The following is a 16,332-nucleotide window of genomic DNA, read 5'->3' on the forward strand; positions in this document are numbered from 1 at the left end:
TCAGAACTTACAAGCGTTGTCCGCCATGTAGTCGGCGACCTTGACCTTGCCGGCAATGATGTCGGCCTTGACGGCGTCGACCTTGGCCTTCAGCGCCGGGTTCAGCAGCTTGGCATTGTTCTCGTCGGCCGCGTAATCCACGCCGCCTTCCTTCAGGCCCAGCACCTGCACGCCGGGCTTCCAGCCCTTGAGCGTGTTGTAGACGGCCACGTCCACGCGCTTGACCATGGAGGTCAGCATGGTGCCGGGCTGCACATGGTTCTGGTTGCTGTCGACACCAATGGCGAGCTTGCCGGCGTCCTTGGCAGCCTGGTAGACGCCCACGCCGGTGCCGCCGGCGGCGGCGAAGACGACATCCGAGCCCTTGGCGAACTGGGCCTTCGCCAATTCACCGCCGCGGGTGGGGTCGTTCCAGGCCGTCGAGGTGGTGCCGGTCATGTTCGAGAACACCTCGATCTTGGCGTTGGTCGCCTTGGCGCCCTGCTCGTAGCCGCACTGGAACTTGCGGATCAGCGGGATGTCCATGCCGCCGACGAAGCCGACCTTGCCGGTCTTGCTGACCATGGCCGCCATGGCGCCCACCACATAGCTGCCCTCATGCTCCTTGAAGAGCGTGGACTGCACATTGGGCAGGTCGACCTTGGCGTCGATGATGGCGAACTGGGTCTTGGGGAAGTCCTTGGCGACCTGCTGCAGGGCCGAGGCCTGGGCGAAACCGATGCTGATGATGGGGTTGGCGCCCCGCTCGGCCATGCGGCGGATGGCCTGCACACGCTGGGTGTCGTTGCTGATCTCGAACTCGAGATAGGTCTTGCCCGTCTCCTTCTTCCACTGCTCGGCACCCTGGTAGCCGGCCTGGTTGAAGGATTTGTCGAACTTGCCGCCCATGTCGAAGATCACCGCGGGCTGCTGGGCATGCGCGGCGCCGCAGGCGAGCGTCAGGGCCAGGGAAAAGCTGGTCAGGGCGAACTTCATGGGATTGGCGTGGGCAAGGCGAAAGGGGCGCATTGTAGAAAACATCCCTCAAGTTTTACTGGGTAGGAAAATACGGATTCCCCGCGACTCAGTGGGCCCGACCGTGGCGCAGCCGCCGGTGAGCCGCCCGGGCATGGGGCAACCACCCCAGTGTCGCCCATCGACGCCACATCAGCAGGCCTCGAATCCACTCATCCGCTGCATAGGCAATCCAGACGCCGACCAGGCCCCAGCCGAGGTGCACGCCCAGGAACCAGCTGCCCCCGGCCAGCACGATGGCCATGGAGGCCGAGCCCACCATCACCGGGTAGCGCGCGTCTCCCGCGGCCCGCAGCGCATTGATGACGACGAGGTTGAAGCTGCGCCCGGGCTCGACCAGCATGGTCCACCACAACAGGGTGCAGCCCAGCGTGACGATGTCGGGATCGGACGTGAAGCGGGTCAGCAGCCAGGGCCCGGCCAGCGCAAAAGCGCTGGAAACCACCAGGGCGAGCGCGATGCCCAGGGCCAGTGAGCGCCGCACCAGCCGGTTGGCCGCATGCAGCTTGCCGGCGCCGATCATGTGGCCGACCATGATCTCGACCGCAAAGCTGATGGCCAGGCTGAACATCAGGATCACGTGCAGGAACTGCATCGTGTAGGCGTGCGTGGCCAGCGCATGGGCGCCGAGCTGGGCAATGGCGGCCAGGCTGGTCATGAAGGCCAGGCGCCAGGAGATGTTCTCGGCGGCGCCGGGAATGCCGATGTGCAGCACCGTCTTCAGCGGCGCCCGCACCAGCCGCCACCAGTCGGCCGCGCGCAGGCGCAGGTCCAGCCGCGAGCGCCACAGCAGGATGTGCGCCGCCAGGCCCACACCGCGGCCCAGCGCACAGGCCAGCGCATAGCCCACCAGCCCCATGCTGGGCATGGCCATCAGGGCCACCACCAGCGTGATGACCTGGATGACGATGACCACGGCCAGCGCCTCGCGGCTGCGCAGGTGCGAGCGCATGACGCTGGACATGTTGGCATTCCAGGCGTCCAGCATCAGCGCCGGCGCCAGGGCCTGCAGCAGCGTCTTGGCCAGCGGCGCCACCTCGGGCGGCGCGTTCACCAGCGTCAGCAGCGGGCCGGCGGCCAGCAGCGCCACCACCGCCCCGCCCACGCCCAGCCAGGTGCTGGCGCCCACCACGGCGCGCGCCACCGCATCGGCCTGGTCGCGCCGGCCGGCGCCCAGCGCCTGGGTGACGGCCACGCTGACGCCGGCGCCGATGACGCGAAACAGCACGAAGACCGCGGCGAACACCTGGTTGGCCAGGCCGAAGGCGGCGCCGCTGTTGTCGGACAGCCGGGCGGCCAGGCCCGTGCCGATGACGCCGATGCCGATGCCCAGCAGCAGCTCGAGCAGCATCGGCCAGGTCAGCGCAAACAGGCGCGGGCGAGCGGACAAGGTCGTCATGACCGAGCGCTAAAGGCGGAAATCACACAAGTCACGACAAGCTCGCCAGAATGGCCCGGAATCCTAAAGGAGTAACCGTGCCGAAACCTGCCTCAGCCCACGCCTTTGCCAACACCCAGGCCAGCTTCAAGACCGCCTCCGGCAAATCGGGGCAGTTCTTCTCCCTGCCCCAGCTCGCCAAGACCTTCCCCAATGTGGCGCGCATGCCCGTCTCCATGCGCATCGTGCTGGAGAGCGTGCTGCGCAACTGCGACGGCAAGAAGGTGACCAAGGAGCACGTCGAGCAGCTCGCCAACTGGAAGCCGACGGCCGCCCGCGTCGACGAGATCCCCTTCGTCGTCGCCCGCGTCGTGCTGCAGGACTTCACCGGCGTGCCCCTGCTGGCCGACCTGGCCGCCATGCGCAATGTCGCCGCCAAGCTGGGCAAGAACCCCAAGACCATCGAACCCCTGGTGCCGGTGGACCTGGTCGTCGACCACAGCGTGATGATCGACCACTACGGCACCAAGAAGTCCCTGGACCTGAACATGAAGCTGGAATTCGAGCGCAACCGCGAGCGCTACGAGTTCATGAAATGGGGCATGCAGGCCTTCGACACCTTTGGCGTCGTGCCCCCGGGCTTCGGCATCGTGCACCAGGTGAATCTCGAATACCTGGCGCGCGGCGTGCACAAGGGCAAGGACGGTGTCTTCTATCCCGACAGCCTGGTCGGCACCGACAGCCACACGACGATGATCAACGGCATCGGCGTCGTTGGCTGGGGCGTGGGCGGCATCGAGGCCGAGGCCGGCATGCTGGGCCAGCCGGTCTACTTCCTGACCCCCGACGTCGTCGGCTTCGAGCTGACCGGCCAACTGCGCGAGGGCGTCACGGCCACCGACCTGGTGCTGACCGTCACCGAGATCCTGCGCAAGCACAAGGTCGTCGGCAAGTTCGTCGAGTTCTTCGGCGAGGGCACCCGCACGCTGGCCCTGCCCGACCGCGCCACCATCGCCAACATGGCCCCCGAGTACGGCGCCACCATGGGCTTCTTCCCGGTGGACGACAAGACCGTCGACTACTTCAAGGGCACGGGCCGCAGCAAGGCCGAGATCGAGGCCTTCGAGGCCTACTGGAAGGCGCAGAAGATGTTCGGCGTGCCCAAGGCCGGCGACATCGACTTCACGTCCGTCGTCTCGCTGGACCTGGGCACCGTCGCACCCAGCCTGGCCGGCCCCAAGCGCCCGCAAGACCGCATCGAGATCACCCACCTGGCCAGCAGCTTCGGCGAGCTCTTCAGCAAGCCCATCGCAGAGAACGGCTTCAACCAGCCGGCCGAGAAGCTGGCCCAGCCTTTCGTCACCGAATCCGGCATCCCGGTGAAGAACGGCGATGTGCTGATCGCGGCCATCACGTCGTGCACCAACACCAGCAACCCGGGCGTGCTGCTGGCCGCCGGCCTGCTGGCCAAGAAGGCCGTGGAGGCCGGCCTCAAGGTCGCGCCCCACATCAAGACCTCCCTGGCCCCGGGCTCGCGCATCGTCACCGAGTACCTGGAGAAGGCGGGGCTCCTGCCCTATCTGGAGCAGCTCGGCTTCAACGTCGCCGCCTATGGCTGCACGACCTGCATCGGCAACGCCGGCGACCTGACGCCCGAGCTGAACAAGCTCATCCAGGACAACGACCTGGTCTGCGCCGCCGTGCTGTCGGGCAACCGCAACTTCGAGGCCCGCATCCATCCCAACCTGAAGGCCAACTTCCTGGCCAGCCCGCCGCTGGTGGTCGCCTATGCCATCGCCGGCAACGTCACGCGCGACCTGATGACCCAGCCCGTCGGCTACGGCAAGAAGGGCCAGCCGGTCTTCCTCGGCGACATCTGGCCGACCAGCGACGAGATCTACAAGCTGATGAAGTTCGCCATGGACGCCAAGGCCTTCAAGGAGAACTACGACAAGGTCGCCAGGAAGCCCGGCAAGCTCTGGGACGCCATCAAGGGCGTCAGGGGCCAGGTCTACAACTGGCCCAAGAGCACCTATATCGCCGAGCCGCCCTTCTTCGAGAGCTTCACCATGGTGCCGCCGGCGCTGGTGTCGGGCGTCAAGGGCGCCAAGGTCATGGCGCTGTTCGGCGACTCCATCACGACGGACCACATCAGCCCCGCCGGTTCCTTCAAGGAGACCACGCCGGCCGGCAAGTTCCTGACCGAGAACGGCGTGCTCAAGGCCGACTTCAACTCCTACGGCGCCCGCCGCGGCAACCATGACGTGATGATGCGCGGCACCTTCGCCAATGTCCGCGTCAAGAACCTGATGCTGCCACTCAAGGAGGACGGCTCGCGCGAGGAAGGCGGCTACACGCTCAAGGCCGGCGTGAAGACGACCATCTACGACGCGGCCATGGAATACATCGCCGAGGGCACGCCCACCGTCATCTTCGCCGGCGAGGAATACGGCACGGGCTCCAGCCGCGACTGGGCCGCCAAGGGTACCCAGCTGCTGGGCATCAAGGCCGTGGTGGCCAAGAGCTTCGAGCGCATCCACCGCAGCAACCTCATCGGCATGGGCGTGCTGCCGCTGCAGTTCAAGTCCGGCGTCAGCTGGGAGACCCTGGGCCTGACCGGCGCGGAGACCATTGACATCACGCTGGCCAGCGAGATCAAGCCCCAGGGCGATGCCGCCATGACCATCACGCGGGCGGATGGCAGCACGCAGACCGTGGTGCTGACCCTGCGCATCGACACCGCCATCGAGGTGGACTACTACTTCCACGGCGGCATCCTTCCCTTCGTGTTGAGGCAGCTGCTCGCGGCCTGACAAGCGGTCAAGGCCCCAAGCCTAGGGAGCCAGCGCATCAGCGCTGGCTTTTTTCATGGTTCACCCTGTCTAGACAATTACGCAGCCCGTTCAGGGGACAGGCTTGTCCCAGCGTGCAGAGCGCCCGCAGCTCACCAGAATCCGCGGCTTCTTCAACCCAGTGCCCCGACCGGGGGCCGACAGGAGCTTGCATGAAGACCTGGTTCAAGCTGACCGCTGCCACCTTTGCCGTTGCTGCCATGAGCAGCAGCCATGCCGCCCCCAGCACCGAGTGCCTGGATGTGCGGGTGAGCAATGCCTCGCCCGTTGTCAACGGCGACGTGGACGTGCATGTCGATGTCGCCGTCACCAACCGCTGCCGCTCGGCCGTGCAGGTGCTGCGCTGGCAGCTGCCCGGCGACACCATGAGCGGCTCGCTGTTCTCGGTGACCCGCGATGACCGCCCGGTGCGCTACACCGGTGCCGTCATCAAGCGCGCCGCGCCCTCGGCCAAGGACTATGTCGAGATCGCCGCCGGCGCCACGCTGAACTACAAGGTCGAACTGACCGGCCACTACGACTTCAGCAAGAACGGCCGCTATGCCGTCGAGTTCCACAGCGACCGTGGCACCCATGGCTCGGGCGCCCAGTCCATGCACAGCGCCGCAGCCACCTATCTGTGGACGCAAGGCCGCAACGAGAAGCTGGACGCGGCCGCCGACGACGACGGCCCCACCATGCGCGCCCAGGCGACCAACGTCACCGCGGCCGCCGCCAGCATCTCCTACACCGGCTCCTGCACCAGCAGCCAGAAATCGACGCTGGCCTCGGCCGTCACCGCTGCCACCAACTACTCGGTCAGCTCGGCGTCCTACCTCAGCGGCACGCCGTCGGCCACGCCGCGCTACACGACCTGGTTCGGCGCCTACAGCTCGTCGCGCTGGAACACGGCCAAGGACCATTTCGTCAAGGCCCGCAACGCCTTCCAGAGCGCCGCATTGACGCTGGACTGCAGCTGCAAGGAGAGCGGCACCTACGCCTATGTCTACCCGACCCAGCCCTACAAGATCTATGTCTGCGGCGCCTTCTGGAGCGCGCCGATGACGGGCACCGACAGCAAGGCCGGCACCCTGGTGCACGAAATGATGCACTTCAATGTCATCGCTGGCACCGACGACTGGGCCTATGGCCAGAGCGCGGCCAAGAGCCTGGCCAGGTCCAACCCGACCAAGGCGCTGGACAACTCGGACAACCACGAATACTTCGCCGAGAACACCCCGGCACAGAACTGATTCCGCACGAAAGCCACCGTCCGCCCCCCCGGGGCGGTGGACATGAGATCCCTCGTGTTGGCGCCGCCTCAGTGCGGCGCCTTTTTTCATGGGGGGCTGCCGACGGCGCGGCCCTCGGCTAGGCTCTCACCATGCACCGCTCTTTCCTCGCAGCCGCCACGCTGCTCTCCGCTTGCCTGTCGCCCATGGCCCATGCCGCCTCGCCCACCCAGCCCGCAGAACTGAGCTGCCAGTTCCAGGCCACGCCCAGGCCCGACGGCCAGGTGGTGCTGCAGTTCAAGCTCAGCAACAGCGGCAAGCGCGACTTGCAGCTGCTGCGCTGGGGCAGCCCCTTCGAAGGGGGCTGGTTCGGCCCCTTCGTGCAAGCCAGCACCCCGCAGGGTGAACTGGCCTTCCAGGGCGCCATGCGCAAGCGCGGCGATCCGTCGGCCCAGGACTATCTGCACCTGCCCGCGGGCCAGAGCCTGACGGCCAGCCTGACGCTGAATGACGCCTTCGCGCTGCCGGCCACGGGCGCGCTGAAGCTCAGGGCCAGCTGGCATTGGCATGACGTGATGGCCAGCGGCAAGCCGCCGCGGCCGCGCGACCGCCATCAGGGCCGGGACCAGGCCTGCGGCGAAGTCACGCTCAACCGCTGAGGCGCGCCGCCGCCTGACCAACGGCTACGCGCAAGAGCGGCGTTACGCTGCCGCCTCCTGCCCTTTCCTGCCTCCCATGCCCCGCCTTCCCGGCCTCGACCTGCTGCGCAGCATCGCCATCGTCTGGGTGATGTTTTTCCACACCTTCCTCATCGGCGGCCTAGGGCCGGACTGGGACTGGCTGACCCGCTTCGGCTGGATGGGCGTGGACATCTTCTTCGTGCTCAGCGGCTTCCTGATCGGCTCCCAGCTGCTGCGCAAGCTGCAGCGCGGCGAGGCCCTGCAGCTTGGCGGCTTCTACTGGCGCCGCGCCTGGCGGATCCTGCCGGCCTTTGCCGTCATGCTGGCCGTCTACGTCTTCTTCCCGGTGCTGCGCGAAGAGCCCAACCTCGAAGCATGGTGGCAGTTCGCCAGCTTCACGCTCAACCTGCTGATCGACTACGGGCACAACCAGGCCTTCTCGCACGCCTGGTCGCTGTGCGTGGAGGAGCACTTCTATCTGTGCTTCCCCTTGCTGGCCTGGTGGTTCACGCGCCGGCCTTCGGCGGCGCGCTTCATCAGCCTGTGTGCCCTGCTGGTGCTGGGCGGCATCGCGCTGCGTGGCGGCATCTGGCTGCACTTCGATGCCCTCAAGCCCCAGCGCCCCTGGTTCATCGAGGACCTCTACTACCCGACCTGGACGCGCCTGGACGGCCTGCTGGCAGGCGTCATGCTGGCAACCGTGCATGTCTACCGGCCCGCGCTGTGGGCCCGGTTGCAGGCGCGTGCCGGCGTCATGCTGGGCGGCGGCCTGAGCCTGGTGGGCATCGCCATCTGCCTGTTCCACGACCGCACCGGCCTCATCGCCAATGCCATTGGCTGGCCGCTGCTGTCCTGGGGCCTGGGCCTGCTGATGCTGGCCGCCAGCTCGCCGCGGATCTGGTGTGTACCCGGCACGGGCTGGCTGGCCGCCACCTCCTACAGCCTCTACCTGAGCCACAAGATAGCCATGCACGCGGTCTACGTCTGGATCGCACCCGCCCTGCCACTGCAGGGGCTGGCGCTGTTCCCGGTCTATGCCGCCGTCATCCTGGCCGTGGGCGCTGCCCTGCACCACCTCGTCGAGAGGCCGGGCCTGCAGTTGCGTGACCGGCTGGCCCGCTCGCCGCGAGGCGTCGAAGCTGGCAGCATGCCGGCATGACGATCAAGCCCGGCTCCGAGCTGCATCTGCGCGACCTCGCGCGCCTGCGCCGCGTGCGCGACCGCATTGACCGCGAGTACGCGCAACCGCTGGACGTCGAAGCCCTGGCCCGCGGCGTGCACATGTCGGGCGGCCACCTGAGCCGCCAGTTCCGCCAGGCCTATGGCGAGTCGGTCTACAGCTATCTGATGACGCGCCGCATCGAGCGCGCCATGGCCCTGCTGCGCCGTGGCGACCTGAGCGTCACCGAGGTCTGCTTCACGGTCGGCTGCTCGTCCCTGGGCACCTTCAGCACCCGCTTCAGCGAGCTGGTGGGCCAGTCGCCCAGCGCCTACAAGCGCGACCAGGCCCAGGCCACGGCCGGCATGCCGGCCTGCGTGGCGCGCCAGGTCACCAAACCGATCAGGAATCGAGAAGCGTCCGAAGAAAGCGAAACCTAGACTGCTTTCCGTGCCCTAACCACTGACGGAGACTGACCAATGGACATCAGCATTCACTCGAGCTTCCTGCCCCAGACCGACCCCGAGGCGTCGCTGGCCTTCTACCGCGACACCCTCGGCTTCGAGGTGCGCAATGACGTCGGCTACAACGGCCTGCGCTGGATCACCGTCGGTCCCGCCGGCCAGCCGGGCACCTCCATCGTGCTGCACCCGCCGGCGGTGACGCCCGGCATCACCGAGGACGAGCGCCGCACCATCAGCGAGATGATGGCCAAGGGCACCTTCGGCATGCTCATCCTCGCCACCGCCGACCTGGACAAGGCCTTCGCCAAGCTGCAGGCCGACGACGCCGAGATCGTCGAGGAGCCGACGATGCAGCCTTACGGGGTCAGGGATTGCGCCGTGCGCGACCCGGCCGGCAACCTTCTCCGCATCCAGGAACGCAACTGAAAATGAGCGCTGCCGACAACCACGACCGCATCCGCGTGCAGGGTGCACGCGAGAACAACCTCAAGGACGTCAGCGTCGACCTGCCCAAGCGGCGGTTGACGGTCTTCACCGGCGTCTCGGGCTCGGGCAAGAGCTCCCTGGTCTTCGGCACCATCGCGGCCGAGTCGCAGCGCCTCATCAACGAGACCTACAGCGCCTTCGTGCAGGGCTTCATGCCCACGCTGGCCCGGCCCGAGGTGGATGTGCTGGAGGGCATCACCACAGCCATCATCGTCGACCAGGAGCGCATGGGCGCCAACGCCCGCTCCACGGTCGGCACGGTGACGGACGCCAACGCCCTGCTGCGCATCCTGTTCAGCCGCATCGGCAAGCCCCAGATCGGCCCGCCCAGCGCCTTCGCCTTCAATGTGCCGTCGGTGCAGGCGACGGGCGTCATCACCGTCGACAAGGGCGGCGCCAGCCAGGCCGTCAAGCAGACCTTCTCGCGCACCGGCGGCATGTGCCCGCGCTGCGAGGGCATGGGCCATGTCAGCGACTTCGACCTGAATGAACTCTATGACGCCAGCAAGTCCATCAACCAGGGCGCCATCAGCATCCCCGGCTACAGCATGGAAGGCTGGTACGGCCGCATCTTCCGCGGCTGCGGCTTCTTCGACCCCGACAAGCCCATCGCCAAGTACACCAAGCGCGAGCTGCACGACCTGCTGCACAAGGAAGCGACCAAGATCAAGGTCGAGGGCATCAACCTGACCTATATGGGCCTGATCCCGTCCATCCAGAAGTCCTTTCTCTCGAAGGACGTGGACGCGCTCCAGCCGCATATCCGCGCCTTCGTCGACCGCGTCATCACCTTCCAGACCTGCCCCGAGTGCCAGGGCACCCGCCTCAGCGAGGCGGCTCGCAGTTGCAAGATCGGCAAGCACAGCATCGCCGACGCCTGTTCCATGCAGATCAGCGACCTGGCTGACTGGGTGCGCGGCCTCAAGGGCGCCGAGGTGGCGCCGCTGTTGAAGGGCTTGAGCCATCTGCTCGATGCCTTCTCCGAGATCGGCCTGGGCTATCTGTCGCTGGAGCGGCCCAGCGGCACCCTCTCCGGCGGCGAGGCGCAGCGCGTCAAGATGATCCGCCACCTCGGCTCGGCGCTGACCGACGTCAGCTATGTCTTCGACGAGCCGACCACCGGCCTGCATCCGCACGACATCCAGCGCATGAACGCGCTGCTGCAGCGCCTGCGCGACAAGGGCAACACCGTCCTCGTCGTCGAGCACAAGCCCGAGGTCATCGCGATTGCCGACCATGTCGTCGACCTGGGTCCCGGCGCCGGTTCGGCGGGCGGCGAGATCGTCTTCGAGGGCGACGTCGCGGGCCTGCGCAAGAGCGGCACGCTGACGGGCAAGCATCTGGACGACCGCGCCCAGCTGAAGGACAGCGTCCGCAAGTCCAGGAGCGCGCTGAAGGTGCGCGGGGCCAGCACGCACAACCTGCAGAAGGTCAATGTCGACATCCCGCTCGGGGTGCTCTGCGTCGTCACCGGCGTGGCCGGCTCGGGCAAGAGCTCGCTGATCCACGGCTCGGTGTCCAAGGGAGACGGCGTCGTCGCCATCGACCAGGCCGCCATTCGCGGCTCGCGGCGCAGCAACCCCGCCACCTACACCGGCCTGCTCGACCCCATCCGCAGCGCCTTCGCCAAGGCGAATGGCGTCAAGCCGGCCCTGTTCAGCGCCAACTCCGAGGGCGCCTGCCCGACCTGCAATGGCGCCGGCCTGATCTTCACCGACCTCGGCCCCATGGCCACCGTATCGACGGTCTGCGAGGACTGCGGCGGCAAGCGCTTCCAGGCCGCGGTGCTCGAGTACAAGCTCGGCGGCAAGGACATCAGCGAGGTGCTGGCCATGTCGGTCGCCGAAGCGACGGCCTTCTTCTCCAAGCTGACGCCAGCGGCCCATGCCATCCTGGAGCGCCTGTCTGACGTCGGCCTGGGCTATCTGAGCCTGGGCCAGCCGCTGACGACGCTGTCCGGCGGCGAACGCCAGCGCCTGAAGCTCGCGACGCAGATGGCCGAGAAGGGCGACATCTATGTGCTGGACGAGCCGACGGCCGGCCTGCACCTGGCCGACGTCGAACAACTGCTGGGCCTGCTGGACCGCCTGGTGGACAGCGGCAAGTCCGTCATCGTCATCGAGCATCACCAGGCCGTCATGGCCCACGCCGACTGGATCATCGACCTCGGGCCCGGTGCCGGCCACGATGGGGGCAAGGTCGTCTTCGAGGGCACGCCGGCCGATCTGGTCAAGGCGCGCAAGACGCTGACCGGCCAGCACCTGGCCGACTATGTCGGCGCCAAGCCCGTCAAGCCTGCAAAGGCACGCTGATCTCGAACCAGAACCGGCTGCCCTGGGCCAGCCGGCTTTCCAGCTGGATCTCGCCGCCCATCATGCGCACCAGCTGGCGGCTGATGGCCAGGCCCAGGCCCGTGCCGCCGACGCGCTGCTCGGCGCTGCCGGCCTGCTCGAAGGGCTCGAACAGGCGCACGGCCTGGTCCTCGGCGATGCCGACGCCGGTGTCCTGCACCTCGAAGCTCAGGCGCACATGGCCCGGTTCCGTATCGGCCGTCGGTGCCAGGGCGCGCACCATCAGAAGCACACCACCCACATGGGTGAACTTGACGGCATTGCCGAGCAGGTTGAGCAGGATCTGATTCAGCCGCTTCTCGTCGGCCTGCACGACGGCCGGCAAGGCCGGGTCGAGCTGCAGGTCCAGCGTGATGTGCTTGTCCTCGGCCATCACGCGCACGATGTCGATGACAGCCTGCAGGCGCGGCACCAGCTCGACCGGGCCGATGCGCAGCTCGGCCTTGCCGGCCTCGATGCGCGACAGGTCCAGGATGTCGACGATCAGCGTCAGCAGGTGCTGGCCGCTGCTGTGGATGATGTCCAGGCCGTTGCGCTGCTTGGGCGTCAGGCCGTTGTCCATCTTCAGGATCTGGGCATAGCCCATGACGGCGTTCAGCGGCGTGCGCAGCTCGTGGCTCATGCGCGCCAGGAACTGGCTCTTGGCGCGGCTGGCGATCTCGGCGCGCTCCTTGGCGTCGCTGAGTTCCAGCGTGCGCTCGCGCACCAGGTCCTCGAGGTGGTCGCGGTGAGCGCCGAGCTCGGCCTCGCGCTCCTGCAAGACGTCGATCATGCGGTTGAAGGTGTGGGCCATCGCCGCGATGTCGCGCGGGCCGCCGGCCGGTGCACGCGCATTGCTGTCGCCCGCTTCGACCTTTTCCATGGCCTGTGACAGGGCGCCCAGCGGCCGGGTCAGGCGCAGGATCAGGAAGCGCACCGCCAGCAGGAAGACGGTCGCGAACAGCAGGGCCACGCCGAAATTGGCGAGGAAGAGCGAGGTCTGGGTGCGGTGCAGCGTGGCCTTGCTCTGGATGACGCGCACATGGCCCAGCAACTGGGCGGGGCGCAGCGTCACATCGAAGGGCGAAGCCTCGGGGCGGGTCCAGACCGGCGCGGCGAAGGCCCAGCTGTCCTCGGTCTCCAGGTCCAGCCAGGGTTCGCTGGCGGCCGGGTCCGGTGCGGCCGGCGCGGCAGGCAGGCGCCCCCGCTCGGGCCCGAGCGCCAGCAGCAGGCGGCCGCGCGTGTCACGGATCTCGATCGCCAGCACGTCGGGAAAGGACAACGAGGAGCGTACGGCCTCGTCGGCATTGTCGGCTGCCGCATACAGCAGGGCCAGGGAACTGTTGGACGCGAGGTTGGCGGCCACGCGGCCGCCCTGCTCCAGCAACATGGCCCGCACCTGGCGGCCGCCCTGCCAGGCGTTGACCCCGGCCATCAGCAGGGCGAGGAAGAGCGTGCCCAGCGCGACGGCGACGCTGAGGTGGCGCCGGAAGGAGGTTTCACGCAGCCAGCGCGAGTAGACGCGCAGCAGCCAGGGGCGCTGCGGCGCAGCCGGGGCCGCCTCATCGTCCCTGAGAACGACGGGCGACTGGCTGTCGAGTGGAAGGGGTGGCGTCACTCTGGGACCTCAGCTGGAGGGATAGACCAGATCGAATCCGGACTGCACGGCGGCCACGTCGATGCCGAGGTGGGCCGCGGTGCGGATGTTGATGGCGGCGCGCGCCTGGCGCAGCGGCAGCACGCCGACGGCACCGCCCTTGGCACCACCCGCCAGGCGCTGAGCGGAGGTGGCCAGCGTGCGGCCGAGCTCGTGGTTGTCGGGGTAGAGCGAGAACAGCGCGCCGCGCTTCACATGGGCGAGATGGCTGGAGAACACGGCGATGTTGCGATTCCAGCCCTCGCGCAAGACCAGGGGCAGCACGGTGCCGTCGTCCACCGACGTCGGGTCCTGGGGCAGCCACAGAGCGTCGCGGGCGGGGTCGGCCGAAGCCAGCAGCTGGGTGTAGGCGCGCAGGGCCTCGGCCTGGTCGGCAGCCTCCTGGGCCAGCAGCTCCAGGCCTTCGCTGCGCGCGGCCTCGCGGGCCAGCTTGACCAGCCAGGCGTTGAGCTTGGGGTCGTAGACCAGGTGCACGCGCCGCGTCGCCGGCCGCAGCTTCTTCAGGCGGGCCAGCAGCAACGCCGGGTCCGGGGCCAGCGTGTGGATGGGGAAGCTGCGCGCCTCCGACTCCTGCACCGACACGACGCAGCCCACCAGCACGGCCAGTTCATCGGCCATGGCGGCGGCCACGCGCATGCCGCCGCGGCCCAGGCCGATCAGCACCTTGGCGTCGCGCTTGCGCACGTCCTCGGCCACCTGGGCCGGGTTGGCGTTGTTGGCGACGGCAAAGCTGGTCACCGCAGCGCCGAGCTTGTCTTCTATGCCCGCGATGATGGTCGTGAAGACCTGGCGGAAGGGCTCGCCCAGCTCGGGATAGACGACCACCAGCGAGCGGCCGAGTTCGGCCGCCGCCGCCGTGCCACCGGCCAGCGCCACGGCACCCGCCAGGCCCTGTCGCAACAGGGCGCGGCGCGTGGCGTGGGTGGGGCAGCCGGGTTCAGTCAATTGAAGCGCGCTCTGTAGCGGGTCCAGCAGGGGTGGGCGGCATTATGCAAAGGCGGATCGGGCTCAGAAGCGGGCCATGGCCTGCAAATAGGCGGCCCGCGGATAGACCGGCAGGTCGTGGACGATGCCGCCGCCGGCGAGACTGGGCTCGCGGGCATCGGCGTTGAAGAGGTTGCGCAGCATCAGCGACAGTTCCCAGTCCGAGCTGCCGAGGCGGCTGCGCGCGGACAGGTCCAGCGTGGTGTAGTCCCGGGTGGCGGGCCGCAGATCACCTTCGGGCCGGTGGCGGCCGGCCACATGGTTGAGCTGTCCGCTGAGGCTGGCGCCGCGCGCCAGCACCCAGTCGGCCTGCACGAAGGCGTGTCGCCGCGGCGCATAGCCGGCGTCCTGGCGCGTCGCCGCATCGACGGAGCGCTGGAAAGCCCAGTTGCCCGAAATGCGAAGGCTGCGCGAGGCATCCCAGACGAATTCCAGCTCCCCGCCCTGCCCGTCCTGGCCACCCCGGTTCTGGACCAGGCTGGCCGGCGGCGCCGCAGCGTTGGGGGCACCGCGGATGATGTCCCGCATGGCATAGCGGAACAGGCTGAGGTTGAACTGCAAGCCCTCGGAGGCACCCCAGGCCAGCGCGGCCTCGACGGTGCGGATGGTCTCGGGCTGAACGGCCGGGTTGCCGCCCAGCACGGGGTTGTTGATGCTGTACTGCTCGGTGAAGGACGGCGCCCGGAAGGCCTGGCCGTACAGCAGCTTGGCGGTCAGGTTGTAGGCCGCGCTCCACACCAGGGCCAGGCGCGGATTGGTCGTCGAGCCGAAGTCGGAATAGCGGTCGTGGCGCAAGCCGGCGGTCAGCACCCAGTCCGGTTGGAAGCGCCATTCGTCCTGGACATAGGCATAGCTGACCTGGCGCCGGTGCGGCAGCATGAACTTCAGCAGCGTGGCCGAGAAGTCGGTGACATCGGCGAACGAGCCGGTGCCGATGCGGCTGTAGTTGGGGTTGAAGTTCTTGTTCTCGGTGGTGGCATAGAGGTCGAGGTCGTCATGGCCGACACCGACGCGGATGCTGTGCCCGCTGAAGCCGGCGTAGGACGCGAACGCCGACAGCCTCGTCTGCCGCTCCCATTTGTTGGGCCCGCCGATCAGGCCGTCGGTGAAGACATTGCCCGGGCCCAGCGTCGTGCCGGCAGGCAGCAGCACATAGTCGACGGGCGTGGTCTCGACATAGCGCAGGAAACTGGCCTGCAGGCCGGCGCCCCAGTCGGCGCTCAGCCTGGGTTCGGTCCAGGACAGGTCGGCATGCGTGCGTTCGCTGCGGCTTTTACCCGTGGGGTCGAGGGCCGAGGCCACGCCCGCGGCGGTGCCGACGTCACTGCGCAGCTTGTAGCCCAGGCGGGCACGCCAGGCACCATGGCCGAGTTCCAGATTGCCGTCCACCGCGTCATGGCCGAGGTTCAGCGGACCCGGCGCGCGGCTGACGGCAGGCTGGGCCGCATCCTTCTCGATGAGGCTGCGCGCGCCGTCGGTGCGGCCCACGCGCAGATAGGCCGAGACCTCCAGCGGTCCCAGTTTGCCGCCGTGCAGCAGCCAGCCATCCTGCGTGCCGAATGACCCGCCACGCAGGCCGACCCGCGTGCCGGGCGCGTCGGCCGCCGACTTGGTGATGATGTTGATGACGCCCGCGAAGGCGTCCGCGCCATACAGGGCGGAGCCCGGCCCGCGGATGACCTCGATGCGCGCGATGTGCTCGACGGGATAGCCGGCCCAGACATTGCCCTTGTTGCCGACGAACAGCGTCGTCATCGGCACGCCGTTCTGCAGCACCAGGGTCTGGGGCGTGAACTGGCTGTAGATGCCGCGGAAGATGTAGAGCGGCATGTACTGGTTGGCCGCGCGCCCGACATGCAGGCCGGCCACCGACTCCAGCACCTCGTCCAGGTCGACGGCGCCCATCGCCTTGATGGCCTCGGCCGTGATGACGCTGGCCACCGCCGGCGCCTGGCGCAGCGGCTGGCGCGTGCCGGCGGCGATGCTGACGGTGCGCTGGTCGCCGTAGGCGAGCGTCAGTTCGTCCTCATCGGTCTGCGCCATGGCCGCGCCCGGCATCGCCACCAAAGCCACGGCCGCACTGCCCAAGACGAGTCCCAACAGGGCATGGCGAAGAG

At 68.2% G+C, this 16,332-nt stretch carries 12 protein-coding genes; 7 read left to right on the forward strand and 5 right to left on the reverse strand.

Going from position 1 to position 16,332, the window contains the following annotated elements; translation table 11 throughout:
- Together AC07OY_RS23115 and AC07OY_RS23120 are read right to left on the reverse strand one after the other, a co-directional pair.
- A complete protein-coding gene (locus tag AC07OY_RS23115) occupies window positions 1-975 on the reverse strand; it encodes a BMP family lipoprotein (RefSeq protein WP_495044921.1) in 975 nt (324 codons plus the stop codon).
- 88 nt (window positions 976-1,063) lie between these two features.
- The gene (locus AC07OY_RS23120) at window positions 1,064-2,413 is read right to left on the reverse strand and encodes an MATE family efflux transporter (RefSeq protein WP_495044922.1); all 1,350 of its coding nucleotides are present in this window, start codon (window positions 2,411-2,413) and stop codon (window positions 1,064-1,066) included.
- Window positions 2,414-2,463: 50 nt separating this feature from the next.
- Here AC07OY_RS23120 and acnA point away from each other — a divergent pair, with 50 nt between their 5' ends.
- From acnA to AC07OY_RS23155, 7 genes are all read left to right on the forward strand, one after another.
- Window positions 2,464-5,205 carry an aconitate hydratase AcnA gene (gene acnA, locus AC07OY_RS23125; RefSeq protein ID WP_495044923.1) on the forward strand — a complete coding sequence of 914 codons (2,742 nt, stop codon included), beginning with the start codon at window positions 2,464-2,466 and terminating at the stop codon, window positions 5,203-5,205.
- 191 nt (window positions 5,206-5,396) lie between these two features.
- Window positions 5,397-6,476 carry a M35 family metalloendopeptidase gene (locus AC07OY_RS23130; RefSeq protein WP_495044924.1) on the forward strand — a complete coding sequence of 360 codons (1,080 nt, stop codon included), beginning with the start codon at window positions 5,397-5,399 and terminating at the stop codon, window positions 6,474-6,476.
- Between the two features lie 131 nt (window positions 6,477-6,607).
- On the forward strand, window positions 6,608-7,114 hold the full coding sequence (locus AC07OY_RS23135) for a hypothetical protein (protein WP_495044925.1): 507 nt from the start codon (window positions 6,608-6,610) through the stop codon (window positions 7,112-7,114).
- Between the two features lie 76 nt (window positions 7,115-7,190).
- Entirely contained in the window at window positions 7,191-8,294 is a 1,104-nt protein-coding gene (locus tag AC07OY_RS23140; protein ID WP_495044926.1) for an acyltransferase family protein, read from the forward strand.
- Entirely contained in the window at window positions 8,291-8,734 is a 444-nt protein-coding gene (locus tag AC07OY_RS23145) for a helix-turn-helix transcriptional regulator (RefSeq protein WP_495044927.1), read from the forward strand. The genes AC07OY_RS23140 and AC07OY_RS23145 overlap by 4 nt, the downstream gene beginning before the upstream one ends.
- A gap of 39 nt (window positions 8,735-8,773) precedes the next feature.
- Window positions 8,774-9,184 (forward strand): VOC family protein, encoded by a 411-nt coding sequence (locus AC07OY_RS23150; protein ID WP_495044928.1) that lies wholly within the window; start codon window positions 8,774-8,776, stop codon window positions 9,182-9,184.
- Between the two features lie 2 nt (window positions 9,185-9,186).
- Window positions 9,187-11,556, forward strand: coding sequence for an ATP-binding cassette domain-containing protein (locus tag AC07OY_RS23155; protein WP_495044929.1), 2,370 nt, complete (start codon window positions 9,187-9,189; stop codon window positions 11,554-11,556).
- On the opposite strand, the gene AC07OY_RS23160 is transcribed toward AC07OY_RS23155, so the two are convergent.
- The 3 genes from AC07OY_RS23160 to AC07OY_RS23170 all read right to left on the reverse strand — a co-directional run bounded on the left by AC07OY_RS23160 (window position 11,534) and on the right by AC07OY_RS23170 (window position 16,315).
- On the reverse strand, window positions 11,534-13,192 hold the full coding sequence (locus AC07OY_RS23160; RefSeq protein WP_495044930.1) for an ATP-binding protein: 1,659 nt from the start codon (window positions 13,190-13,192) through the stop codon (window positions 11,534-11,536). The genes AC07OY_RS23155 and AC07OY_RS23160 overlap by 23 nt on opposite strands.
- Window positions 13,193-13,201: 9 nt before the next feature.
- Window positions 13,202-14,176: an ABC transporter substrate binding protein gene (locus AC07OY_RS23165; protein WP_495044931.1), complete on the reverse strand. Its 975-nt coding sequence runs from the start codon at window positions 14,174-14,176 to the stop codon at window positions 13,202-13,204.
- Between the two features lie 63 nt (window positions 14,177-14,239).
- On the reverse strand, window positions 14,240-16,315 hold the full coding sequence (locus AC07OY_RS23170) for a TonB-dependent receptor plug domain-containing protein (protein WP_495044932.1): 2,076 nt from the start codon (window positions 16,313-16,315) through the stop codon (window positions 14,240-14,242).
- Window positions 16,316-16,332: the final 17 nt, after the last annotated feature.

The organism is Roseateles sp. GW821-FHT09H10 (assembly GCF_059415865.1).

Bases quoted from the DNA above. Each gene is read 5' to 3' on its own strand.
- AC07OY_RS23155 (WP_495044929.1), top strand. From the start codon at position 9,187: ATGAGCGCTGCCGACAACCACGACCGCATCCGCGTGCAGGGTGCACGC.
- AC07OY_RS23135 (WP_495044925.1), top strand. From the start codon at position 6,608: ATGCACCGCTCTTTCCTCGCAGCCGCCACGCTGCTCTCCGCTTGCCTG.
- AC07OY_RS23150 (WP_495044928.1), top strand. From the start codon at position 8,774: ATGGACATCAGCATTCACTCGAGCTTCCTGCCCCAGACCGACCCCGAG.
- AC07OY_RS23140 (WP_495044926.1), top strand. From the start codon at position 7,191: ATGCCCCGCCTTCCCGGCCTCGACCTGCTGCGCAGCATCGCCATCGTC.
- AC07OY_RS23120 (WP_495044922.1), bottom strand. From the start codon at position 2,413: ATGACGACCTTGTCCGCTCGCCCGCGCCTGTTTGCGCTGACCTGGCCG.
- AC07OY_RS23115 (WP_495044921.1), bottom strand. From the start codon at position 975: ATGAAGTTCGCCCTGACCAGCTTTTCCCTGGCCCTGACGCTCGCCTGC.
- AC07OY_RS23130 (WP_495044924.1), top strand. From the start codon at position 5,397: ATGAAGACCTGGTTCAAGCTGACCGCTGCCACCTTTGCCGTTGCTGCC.
- acnA (WP_495044923.1), top strand. From the start codon at position 2,464: ATGGCCCGGAATCCTAAAGGAGTAACCGTGCCGAAACCTGCCTCAGCC.
- AC07OY_RS23145 (WP_495044927.1), top strand. From the start codon at position 8,291: ATGACGATCAAGCCCGGCTCCGAGCTGCATCTGCGCGACCTCGCGCGC.